The sequence below is a fragment of the Sphingobacterium sp. UME9 genome (assembly GCF_014170215.1).
Classification (GTDB): domain Bacteria; phylum Bacteroidota; class Bacteroidia; order Sphingobacteriales; family Sphingobacteriaceae; genus Sphingobacterium; species Sphingobacterium paramultivorum.
The window spans coordinates 134,420-147,036 of the sequence record NZ_LZZP01000003.1 but is presented as its reverse complement, the minus strand read 5'-3'; the positions used below and the strand labels follow the sequence as shown (position 1 = coordinate 147,036).

Here is a 12,617-nt window from a genome sequence, read left to right as displayed (position 1 = left end):
TATAACAATTGCAAACACTTGTAATTTTATTGTGCGTATCAATTAGCCATATACAGCTCCCAACAGCCTTTATCAAACTCCCAACAATTTAATTCAGCTACTTGCTTGGATTTTGATAGTTATAGCGTTTTTCAAACAGATTATAGTGAAAGGAACAACTCCCAAGGAAAGCCGGAAAGTATGAATGGAGATTAGAAATAATCAACAGCAGCCAAATGAACATTCTCCTATCCATCCCCGACGACGTTTACGCTTCACTATGGTAATAAAATCAAATTAAGAATTAATAACCGTTTATCTCAGCACTTATGAAGTACTAGTTATAAAAGATTTTGAGGTCATAGAAAACAATTGTACAATTTTTACCGACGGCCAAGGATAGATTATCTCCTATAAATTTTTGAAAAGGAAATTCCAGTCGGAAAATATCATTTAAATACACACGATATACGTTATTGGATTTACGGATTGATAGTTTATTGGATGTACCGTCTTTTAAAATTCTTTGATTTTCTTTAATAAAAAGCTGGTCCTTCTGGTGATTTTCTCCCCGGCAGTTTTTTGCCTTAATCCTTTTTCTACTGAAAAGTATCCATGAGTTTGCTGTGCTATCATTCCCGCCCCAATAAATGGAACCATAACTTTGTCTTTTCCCTGGCCCTTGTTTTATTTCAAATTTTAACTGAATTTCAAAGTCTTTACGCTCATCAAGCTTTTGATGTATTGTATAGGGCCAGTTACTGTCTTTATTATTGTTAGAAATCTGAAGGACTCCACCTGCAATGCTGCCATTAATACTTGTGTCCCGATATGGCTTATCTAGCCAGCCATTTCGGTTATCGTCGAATGTTTCTTCTAAGACAGGAGTTTGTGCGAAGGTGGAAATTGCAAGCAGATTCATAGAAAGGCAGATAATAGTTTTGCGCATTTTTAGTGGTTTTTTGAAGCGTGAAGGTTTAGTTTAAAATTTGAAAGAAAGGTACCAGACAGGCTGTGCGGAAAAGCCCTGCTGCGGCCAGGCCAGGTCGAAACGGATGGGGTAACCCGCCAGCATGGTGCGGGCGCTGCAACCAAAAGACTGCAAATGGGTGGGCGCTGCGGGCAAGTGGTCCAGTTTTCTTGCGGTGGCCGCAAAATCAGTGAAGAAACCTAGCTGCAGGTTGTTTAACGCAGAGAACCCGGTACGCAAGGGTATCAGCCGGCTGAATAAAGGGATATACAGGTCGGCATTGAACAGTACATAACTACCACCATAGAGGCTGTTCTGCCGATATCCGCGAAAAGGCGTTACCAGGGTCTGGAATGCGTAAGGCGCCTCCTGTTTAAAACGCACCGTAGTATCCGTTCTCGGCACAATGTTATTATCTACCCCGCCAAAGTTATAGAGCACCTGGCTTTGTCCGCCGCTATGACCCAGGTTGCCCCGCAGTACAAAATTAATATCGCGGTACAGGGGCTGATGATAGCTGAAACGCAGTGCTGTAGCATACAACAACGTGGCTTGTTTACCCGTTGATACCATCACATCGGTCAGCAGCCGGGCATCCCAGCCTTTATACAGGAAGGGGCTCAGGGCATGCAGCTTGTTTGCAGATACGGTAAAGGTATTGATGCTCCACCATTGCTGCAGTGCCTCGAAGTTAAGACTATAACGGTCGGAGGCCAGGAATACCGTACGGTCGCGGCGCGCAGCCGCGGTAAAACCTATAGACCAGTCGTAATGCAGGGGGTACTGTACACCCAGTTCATAATAGTGGGTCTTTACTTTGGCCATCTGCGGATAAGGCCTTCCCTGTTCGTCCTTCCAGTCGCGTTGTGCATCGGGTTGCAGGCTTTCTACTTTCCTAAAAAACAGGACATGCCAGTCGAGGCGTTTCGCGGTATTTTCATAACGGAAGAAAAAGTCGCTGCCTTCGGTGCCCGCAGGCATACGATAACCGATATTGAAATGGTGATTCTCGAACAGGTCGCTAAAACCGCCGCCCGCCATAGCGCCTACCTCCGGGAATTTAAAAGAGCCCAGGTAGCCCTGGTAAGGCTGCATCCGGTTGATGTAATAATCGTTGTTGATGCGTGCCGAGAAATAAGCGCTGTACAATTGCAGGACATAAGGCCTTACTTTGGCCGGTGTATAGGCCAGGGCCCGCAACAGGCTGTCCCGTTGGCGGCTGGCAGCGCCTTTGCTGTCCTTACCTTTCAGCACCCCACCCAGGAAAGAAGGTTCCTCGTCTTTTTTCCATTGCCGCTCCAGGGCCGCCAGGCTATCCTGTCGCTGCTTATCTGCGAGGTAGTCGCGCAACCAGGGACGGATGCGATTACCAGGCACTGCGGCGGGAGCCTGGCCCGGGCTTAAAGTATCGTATTGCAAACTACCGGTCGTGCTTTGTTGTAAACGGATCGTGTTACCGGCCAACCCTTGGGGATCGTGAAACGAAACATAAGCTGTATCGCGCCACAGGAGCCGGTCGGCCTGTTTTGCACTACCTTTTATACCCGTTATGGTTTTACTGTAAATACCATAGGGCTTGGTTATGCTGTCTGCATGATACAGGCTATCGGAAGGATAACCCGAACGGTAAAGCAATTGGGTGTGACCTGCATCCCATGCGGGTTCCGTATTATCTTCCGGGTCGTCGGTAAGCGGGCTGAACCGAAGACTGGCGGCGTTATACACGACAATATCGCTTTTAGCTTTGCGGTACGCGGCCATCAGCCACTGATCGCGGTTCCAGCCCATTATCGCACTTACGCCATCTACCCCATACAGCTTATGCCGGTCGATCAAAGCGCCACCGGCGCCATAACGTTTTACCTGTACCCAGCCCTGCTCCGGCTGTACCGCATACCATTGTTTATCCGCTTCGGACCAATGCAGTAAAGGATAAGGATCGGCCCCGTGATCCTCCATCCAGGGCGGCAACAGGTAACGCTGCACCACTTTGCTTTGCTGTTGCTGCTGTAATTGTATGATGCTCGTAATATAAAGCCGGCGTTTATGCTCCTTTTCGGTTACATAAGCCACCTGCTTGCCATCGGCGCTGTATAGGAGTCTTTGCAGCTTGCTGCCTTTATGCGCCTGCAACAGCTGGTCGCGGAGCGTATCTATTGCGGATACCGTTGTATCCATACGTTCCCGGTAAAAACGAAGACATTGTTGGGTTAGGGTATCGAGCGGACGCTTGGCCACCAGGCGTACGGCGCGGCTCAGCGATTTACCTTTACGCAACTGGAACACCAGTTGGCGGGCGGCATCGGGTCGGTACCTGCGCGACAGGAAATAACAAAAAGCCTGCCCGGCGAGTTGCGGATCGGCAGTTCTCAGCGAAGACCATTCGGGATCTGCGGTATTGCCCTGCAACCCGAGCCAGGCATCTTCGTCGGTAAGGCGCCAGCCCCGGGCGAAATAGGCGATAGCCCCTTCGCGAAACCAGGCGGGCATCAATTGCCGCCTTGATAAAGCCTGCTCTTCCAGGTCATTCTGAAATTGTTCTTCCCAGCATAACCGCTCCCATGCGCCGGCCAGCTGGGTACGGAAGTGCTCATACGAGCCGTCGAAGGCCAGCGTAACACGACTGCCTTTCAGGAATATGGTCGGGAAGGGTAAATGGCCTTCACCCTTCAAACCGATATTGGAAGTATATAATTGGTCGATGGCCGGGTACAGGATAATATTGGGTGTAGCTTTTACCGGGACACCCATTTCCTTTTTTACCTTTTCGGCAATCAGCGGCAATTGTACCGAGGTAAAGCTGGCCAGGCTATCATAACCCTGCGGGTAGTAAACCCGGAAGGCGCCTACCGGCAATACCTTCCATTTATAGCGTTTATACTGGAATCGGTTGTACGCTACACCCGGAGCCTGGGCATAGGCTTTGCAAAGACAAAACATAGCCGCCAACAGCAGTATAAAAAGTATTTTCAAACTATTTTTCAAAAGAGGATAGTTTAGTGCCACCTTTTTCCAAAAGAAAGGCCAACAAAGAAACAGGCTTGATAAGCATAAGCTTTTCGTTCCGCCATCATTTCAATTTTACTGGTGTAGATCGCAGCATTGCCGCCGATGGTAATGGTCTTAACGAAAGATTCCGGCCTGCCGGGTTCCAAGGCTATAGCTAGTTCGGCAAAAAAGCCGGGAATAAGCCGGGTTTCGCCCAGGCCTTTACTCCATTTGTCGCTACCAAGAATGTGCGCGGGATTCAGAAAGTTATCAGCATTCTCCTTGGTAAAGCGTTCACTTTGAGAATAGGCATGCTCTTCTGGTGCATAGGTAACATACAACAGGTTCAGGTAATAAGGCTTAAGCAGCGCAATCGCCGGACCTGCCGCATATCGGAGGCTTAGCGATAGGTTGCCGTCGATCAGTGCGGGGAACAGCATCTGCTCCCGACCATAAGCCAGTTGCAGAGTATAGGCATTGTAGATCTTACCCAGGCTGTAGGCCGTATTCTTTACCAGGTAATTATAGGTCGTTGCCCTGCGCTGTTGCTTTACTTCCTTTTCATGTTGTAGCCCTGAAAAGTAAAGTTGCCAGATTACTTTTTTACCGGGGCTTTCGTTGCGGAGATAGCTTAGGCCTCCCCTCCAGCCATTGGTGTTCAGACTCAGGCCCAATGCAAGGGCATGCCGATAATTGCTGTCCAAACCCCATTCCCGAATATGCTTTTGCCATTGCTTGACTTTGCTTACCTGTTTAGCTCCTTTCTCTTTAACCGAAATCATTTTTTTCCTGCCGGCTTCCCAAACGGATTGTTGTCCACAAGCTATATTCGCAAAGTAAAAGCAAAGTATTACTAATAAGCCGCCGCAACGCCTTAGCAAATAGGAATTCATCGTCTTTGTTTACTTAAAAATGAAAGTGTAGGGATCTTTCAAATAATGATAATGCAGACCTGCATCGGGTCAGAATTATAAGTCAAATATACAGTAGCCTAAATCGGCTACTGTATATTTTAATAAGAGGATTACTTAATTTAAATCATTCATATTCATGATCCAATGTTTCTATAAATTTGCCGGGAATCTATTCAAAAACTCATTAAACGAAACAGCCGGTAAAATCGGAGTTAGGATGCTAAGTATTTTCCAAGCAATTTGAATATCTCATCTTCGTCAAGATCAATGTACTCGCTAACCAAGTCTTCCAATTTGTCTTCAACTTCATCAGAATTGAATGAACTATCAAAATTTTTGGCTGCCACCTTCTCTCGAAAAATTTTGGGAGGATCATTTTTTTTATTTATTGTTTGTAGCACTTGTTCAAGTAGAGCAGCATGTTGAATTGCGCCGATTTGTTTCAATGCGGAAATTGTCTCGAAAACGAACCTACCATAAGTATTCGAGAAATACTGATGAAAACCTCCATTGAACACCTGTTCCTGCATCACCATGATCATGTAAGTAAACCTTTCTTTTTCAGGTAATGCCATTATATAGTCGTACCATTGGCTAGTTTCGGCCGTCAACCACTCGTCTTTTAGACCTTCTAGGGCTTTTACGTAGAATTGATTAATTATTTGTTCTGCTGTCATAATCCCATTGTTTTTTGAAATGCTTTAGGATACATTGATTTATTTAAATCTATTAATTCTTTTAATGCTTTATTGGGAATCTCAGGATAAACTCTTCTCAATTCCCTTACGTCCCTCGCCAATATTTTTCTCGGAGTTGGACTTTCCATCTTCATGCTTCTAGATAACCAACCAAGAGTTCCTTCACCCAAATCCGCGATCTTCTCTCTATGCCCTTTAACGGGGACATTAATGGCTGGTCCTGTTTTATACACGTAACCATCTATTAATTTTTTATACCAAGCGCCTTGCCCCGCATGGTGAGCATCAAGATTTTTTGCTCCTTGAATTTCGTTATAGGGGCCTACTTGCCATAATCTTGAAACATCATAGGCGACATCAGCTTCGGCTACTAAGTTACTAGCATTTTTCGCAATTGCAGCACCTGCTGTTACTTCTTCTGCTATATTATCTGCAGCTCTTAACTCAACACTTGCAGGTAGGGCTTCGCCCTGTATCATCTCGATGGGCATAGAGAGCATGAACAAAGCACCGATCCCTGCCTCAAAGTCCAGCATCCGCTGATATTGCGCACTCGAACTATTGGCATCACGGGTTTTAGTACTTTTCTTTTGGGATGATGGAGGCGACATATGCCTACCGATCGCACCGATTAAATTATACCAGGTGGCAATTATGTCGCCTGCATTGCTCGACTCTTTCTCATTTTGATCGCCTGCTTGATCTCCCATTGGATCAATTTTTGAAACGGGATTATTATCCATGGAAGCATATGGGGACATTGCCAAGCTGGCTTCTGCTTTAGGGTCAACCTGTGTAAATCTTCCCAATTGGGGGTCAAGTCCTCGATAGAATGTTTCATACATTTCTAATCCATAGTGCCTTTCGAGTTGTATTCCCTGATATTTATATGGCTGCCCTGGCAAATTATTTTGCGCAGTTTTATCAATGCCGACAGTTAAACCAAAAGGATAATAATGATCTTCTTCTAAAACTTTAGAAGTATAATGTTCCAGATGTACATTATCGAACCATACCTTTTTACCGATACTCTGGTTGTCAATATAGACGATTAGGTAGGCCGGCTGTAAGGTACTGTTACTAAATACACCAGGTCCAATGGTTACTGTACCGCTATTATGCCAGCCGTTGGTATTGGGCTGCACCTGGATTGAACCGCTCAGATCGGAGACCAATTGCATCTGGCCATCAAAGAACAAATAATTGAGATGTGCTTTTGGTGCTATCGGATTATCATTACTTTGCAAACCTTGCATCAGCGAAGGAAGTGTCGGATTGGACAAAATATTGCTGATGGTTTTCATGTTTTCTGGTAGTTCACTGACCGGTACACCGGCGTAAGTCCCGCCACCCATCAATGCATTCATCAAGGAGTTGATAACCGGCGCAGCTCCTGTTTCTTCCGCGCCCTGGTTCTCGCCTTCATAATAGCTATCGGTACTGATCTCGAACTTATCACCGGGCATCACCTTGAGCATGATCGCAGTTCCCACACGTTTACTTGCAACGGCACCGTCCAGCTCTGCAGCCATATTATCATCGGGGTTCGTACTTCCTGGTTTTGAAGCACGAACATTGGGAATATTGTCAAAGAGCATCTGTTCCCTACCAGCTGTGGCCAGCTCATGTTCGGCCATATAACCAACCGTTATCGGGTTAGAGGTCACCGTACTGCGGACGTTACCCAAGTGGTCTTTGACAAAATAATCGTAGACGAAGCGGGTTTCATTTCCTAAAGTGTCTCCTGATACCGGGCGACAACGACCTTCTTCATTTAAGATATATTGAAGTACATCATCCTTGTAAACAAAATTACCCATATTATCATATATATGGCTCACCCCGGAACTGTCCAGTTTTTTGCGCAGGAGGTTACCCACAGCATCGTAGGTGTAGTAAATAGTACCTTTTCCATCGACCACCATCACTTCCGGTTTGTTTATATCATTGTACTCGATAGCCAACCTCTTGTTGGCATCACTGACCATATTGCCGTCAAGGTCATAATCGTATTCCTGGGCGGTATTGGCGCCATTTCTAAAATCGGGTAAGCCACTGAGATTTACTCCTGCATCCTCCACTTTGATCAATTTATTGGTCCGGGCTTCGTATTGATAGGACAGTTCGTCAATGGTCTGGGCAGCGCCGGGGTATTTACCTCCGCGTTGTTTCATGGTTCTGAGATTACCGTTGAGGTCATATGTGATTTTGGATACGGTATAATCCCACTCCATATTAGCCCAACTGCTGCCGGTCCAGTGCCGGTGTTCGGCATGCGTCAGCCGGTCGAGCTTATCATAAGTATACCCATAGGCATGCGTGATGCCATCGTCACCTTTCCAGGTAATGCCGGCAATATTGCCATTATAAAGTTTGTCGCGGAAACCACTGTCATAACTGAGCCGCTCTTCAAAAAGCGTACGGAAGGTTGGTGTACCCCGGTCTTCTACCGCAATGTGATTTAAAAAGCCACGTACATTGTATTCATTGAGCATCATGCACGCACGGGTATCCTTTACGACTACCCGGTTCAGATGGTCGTAGTTATAGCCCGATATATTAAAAGGTGCACCACCGTTGATCTGCTGCTCCAGCTTTTTTACCAGGTCATTACCGCCTCCCGCTGCGATGTTGCGTGTAAAGGTTTTTACAAGGCGGTGCTGTTTGATGGCGCTGTCCGATCCGGGGACTGCCAGTGCCCTGGGGTTTTGGTGCTGCAGTATCGTGCGCCAGGGCATGCCCTGGAAGTAATAGAGGTTAGAGCTGATATCGAGGCCCCCGTTCAGGTTCTGGGATTGCACCTGGAGCAGCCGGTTTTTATTGTCGTAGTAATTGACAGTACTGAGCCACTGACTGCCCGCGCCGGGGTTTTCGCCATCCAGTACCCGGACTTTGCTGCCCGTTACCAGCCCGCGTGTTACGCTGCTTAAAACCGGTTGTTCTATTTCCGGCTGGGCAGTAGAGGCAAGGGCACCGCTGAACTGCGCAGCGTCATAACTGAAGCCCGGTAGCTGGCCATAATTATCATAATAGGTATAGCTAAGGATGTTTGCTGCATTGATCTGCGCCGGATAGCTATTGTTGAGGCTATAATTTTTAATATAGCCCCACAAATCTGGCGCCGGGTATTGAACCGAAGGGTCATCTACCAGACCTTGTAGCACATCGCGGGGTGAGGTAAAACCGATCAGCCCCGTTACGATAGGCCGGTCGCTGCCATCATAAATTGTAAATGCCCATTTATTCTTATCCTTTTGATTACCGTCCCGGCTAAAGATCAGCCGGTCCCGCTCATCATAAACATATTCTTCCATCGCTTTACCGGGTATCTTTTTCTGTGCGAGCCGCCCCTTTTCATCGTAATCGTAGCGGTAACATAGCTCAGGTACCATGCTAACATCCCAGCTCCCGGCATTGTCTATGGTCCATACAGCAAGCGGGGGGATCACATAGCGCAGCCGGTTCTGCTTGTCATAAACGTAATAGGTACAGGCATAATTGACGTGCATTCGCGGTTCAATTTTGCCATCCACAAGTTGCCTTTTTACCAAAATCACCAGACCGTTCCGGTCTTTATATTCCCTTGTTTTTTTCCCGTCTTCATCCGTTGTTTCGGTCACGAACAGGGTACTGGGATCATAAAACCTCTTCGTTTCCGGTAATGCGTCAATTTCCTGGTCAATATCCCACATCCGGACCTCATTATTGAGATTATGGGCATAGAGCAGGGACACGCCCCGGCCTGAATCTACCCAGGAGCGTCCGGGACTGAGCGTTTTCTCCGGCCTCCCCAGTGCAGAAGCTTCAAAATCGGTCCTGCTGTAAGGCGGTTCATCGCTGCCTGCCTGTTCATAAAAGCTACGCATATTAGAGGCCACATTCAACTGGAGGAGCCCATAAGTAGAAAACGGGTCTTTTTTGTTGGCGAAGGGCAGGTACTGGTAGCGTTCCCTTCCGAGGCTGTCGTAAACATATGCCTGGATAATATCAAAGCCGTCGGCATGGGCGCGCCGCTGGTTGGTTTGCAGGGGGCGGCCAAGACCGTCGACATAATCGCGCTGCTGCCGGTATTTGTAGCCGGATGCAGGCAGATTCTGTAAGGGCTGATCCGGTATTATAGATTGAATATAGTTATGCTTTCCCGGATTGGTTAAATTCCTCAACGCTGGGTAGGTTGCAGTTGGCAAGAAGGAAGGCGGACCAAGTTCCGGGATATTCAAATTAGGCTGGGAAAAGCCCGGCGTACTGACCAAAAGGATAAGAATACCCAGTAAAAAATGTTTATGATTATAGATCTTCATGGGGTTGGTTTTATTGGTTTACCTGGTATTGATAGCTGTTATTTTTGATAATATTGCCTTGCTCATCTCTGATGAGGATCAGTCTGCCGTAATCATCGTATTCGAAAAAGTTGGTTTGCATACTGCTATTTACTTTGGCAGAGATTCTATCCTGGCTATCGAAGATATTGGCGTCAAGACTGCTACCCGCAGGCACAATAGCCAGTTGGTCCATCGTACACAGGCCGCCAATGGTAACGGTAGCGTAATTCGGAATTTCCGCACGGTACAGGGTCCAGCCGCCTTTAGTACGGCCTGTCGAAACAGCAGTAACACCATTGGCGGTAAAGCTACCCTGGCTCAACCAGGCGAATACTTCGATCGTACCGGCGGAGTTGAAGCCCTGGAAAATTAAAGACCCGTTCAGGTTATAGCCATAACTGCCGGAGAATGCTGAAGCCGCCGTACGGCTGGCTTCCTGGATAGTGCTATATTCACCCGGATATTCAAAAGAGGTAAATACAAAAGCGCTGTTTTGGGGCATGGAGCAGGTAGCCAGGGCTAGGTTACGCTCCTTACGCCAGATATACCTGCGAAAACGGTTACCAGGTGTTACAACGGACAATGGATTTGCCTGTGGATCATAGCTCGGAATAGCTACAACTTTTCTGAGTGGATTACCATATTCGGCAATGCGCATACTATCGATCAGCAACTGGGCGCCTGAGAAATGGCTATGTGTATACTGTGTGTTTACTAGTTTATCATCCACATAAGTCTTCGACGCTAAAACATCGCTTACGCGGTTGGCTGCAATAAGCTGTCCGGCAAGGGTCGCATCGGGCGCTAAGGCCGGCTCAGCTACATCGGCAGCATAGGCATTCTTTTGTACCACAAGCTCCCCTTTGCTGTTTTGGGATGTAATACTCAATGGCAGTTTATTGTAACTGCCGTATTCATAACTGTTCCAGCTCAGGTTGGGAATACCGTTATCGGGGTTGTAATCGTAGGTGGAGTCCGAGGTCAGATAAACATAGGAAAGGTTATTGGAATAAGGGGTGATGGTAAACATCGGGAACCCGGCGCCGGATTCGGAATAATCGTCAACGACTGTTTTAATGCCATCAATTTTCATGGCCGGGTCAGTGAAGATTGAGGGCTGCGAGTAGTCGAATACGCTCGCCGTTCTTCTTTTTGTCTCCAGGGTGCTGCCATTAGGAGCGGTCCATTCGGTCAATATCTCTTTACCGCGGGCATATTCGTTATCGGTGCCGGGTACGAAGGGGTAAAAGTTAACATAATTGGGCTCGACCTTCAGGAAGTTGTGTAAGGTCCGGAACTCTTTATTGCCATCTTTTAAAACCTCAGCTACTTTGGTGTAGTAAACACTGTTGCCCTGGCCCCCCTGGCCCGGCATGGCGTTGTTGCCCATCCGTACAAAGAATCGGTAGCCATTGGATATGCGGGTCTCTACATAGCTATGGAAGTCCGGCCCAATCTGCCGACCCCAGGAACCGTTTTCGTCATCATAGATAAAGCTCCTTACTTTCGGGGTGCCACCATAATTATCGGTAGCGGAAATGGTTTTGATCCGCAGCCCCCCTGCAGTATATTGACTCGGGGGCGCAGTGGTGTCTTTTATTTTAAAACTGATACCAAAATACAGGTTCCGGACATTGCCAAGAATGGCTGCATCGTTCATTATACCGACGTTTGTAGCAACCAGGTAGTATTTGCCATTGGGCAGGTGGACATTACCGATATACTCCGGCCCTTGTGCAGAAAAGCCATTAAAAGGGTGTGCAGGATCTGGCGCGGGAATGGGCGCACGATCTATCCGGTACCCTACATAACCGTAATCCATCGGAGCGCCCCAATATGCGCCGGGTTTTACCCTGCCCAGCGTTATATTGGCCATAACGCCGCCCAGGTCGCCATTAATGGCCGGATCTGGCGCTTCGTCCACGATAAAACTGTCTATATATTCAGAAGAAAACGTTTGGTTAGCCCCTTTGAATACAGAAATAAAAGCACCACTGGTAATGGTATTGCCCACGGTCAACAGGCTGGAATTGCTGACGGTGTTGGGTTCGTAATCAAACTGGATATTACCGCCTGTTGGCAGGTCGATCCGTTCCAATATCCCGGCCTTCATCCTACTGGGGTCAGGTGTACGATTCGCTCCGGGAAGATAGGTCGGGGAACCTCCCTGCTGTATATACATGCCCGGAGCCATGTGCTGATCAAATAAATTGCTGTTGGCATATCCCCACATATCCTGGGCAAAGGACATACGGGCCGGCATTTGGGTACTGTTATAGATAAAGCGGTGGCGCAGCGGATTACTGTTGTTTTCCGTACTGCCATATTCGGATAGGGAGTCCAGGCGCAGCGACTCGAGCGACATCGTGCCTGCTGCGTTTTGTCCCACGGAAGCGCTGCGCTGAAAGTAACTGGTATGTAACCGCAGGATCTTTTTAACCCCGCCGCCCCGGGTACTGACAATAACCCGCGATATTGCCCGCTGCAATTCATAATCCCGGCGTACTACGCTATCATATACGATGCTGAGCGAATCGGTACGGCTTACGATGGCCTTGAGCCGGGTAAGGCCCGATAGGAAGTTATTCGTGTAAACGTTCATTACGGGGCTACGGCCACTACTCCCCGTAAGCGGCTGGTAGGTGGTACTGGAACCCAGGCTGGCATATTTGCCGGAGTTATATTCGTACAACAATTCAATAGTATCTGTAGCGTCCGGGTTGATGATCCGGGTGAGCTTCCAGGA

At 47.6% G+C, this 12,617-nt stretch carries 6 protein-coding genes; all 6 read right to left on the bottom strand.

Features of this window, described 5'->3' with window-relative positions:
• Positions 1 to 316: 316 nt before the first annotated feature.
• Positions 317 to 928: a hypothetical protein gene (locus tag A9970_RS02100; RefSeq protein ID WP_182981108.1), complete on the bottom strand. Its 612-nt coding sequence runs from the start codon at positions 926 to 928 to the stop codon at positions 317 to 319.
• A 33-nt stretch (positions 929 to 961) separates the two neighbouring features.
• Positions 962 to 3,934, bottom strand: a complete 2,973-nt coding sequence (locus A9970_RS02095; protein ID WP_182981107.1) for a hypothetical protein — start codon at positions 3,932 to 3,934, stop codon at positions 962 to 964.
• A gap of 11 nt (positions 3,935 to 3,945) precedes the next feature.
• Positions 3,946 to 4,719 (bottom strand): hypothetical protein, encoded by a 774-nt coding sequence (locus tag A9970_RS02090; protein ID WP_182981106.1) that lies wholly within the window; start codon positions 4,717 to 4,719, stop codon positions 3,946 to 3,948.
• Positions 4,720 to 5,063: 344 nt separating this feature from the next.
• Positions 5,064 to 5,528 carry a DUF4375 domain-containing protein gene (locus tag A9970_RS02085; protein ID WP_182981105.1) on the bottom strand — a complete coding sequence of 155 codons (465 nt, stop codon included), beginning with the start codon at positions 5,526 to 5,528 and terminating at the stop codon, positions 5,064 to 5,066.
• Positions 5,525 to 9,850, bottom strand: coding sequence for a DUF6443 domain-containing protein (locus A9970_RS02080; protein ID WP_182981104.1), 4,326 nt, complete (start codon positions 9,848 to 9,850; stop codon positions 5,525 to 5,527). Before A9970_RS02080 ends, A9970_RS02085 begins: the two co-directional genes overlap by 4 nt.
• Positions 9,851 to 9,860: 10 nt before the next feature.
• Positions 9,861 to 12,473, bottom strand: coding sequence for a hypothetical protein (locus A9970_RS02075; RefSeq protein ID WP_182981103.1), 2,613 nt, complete (start codon positions 12,471 to 12,473; stop codon positions 9,861 to 9,863).
• Between the last annotated feature and the right edge of the window lie 144 nt (positions 12,474 to 12,617).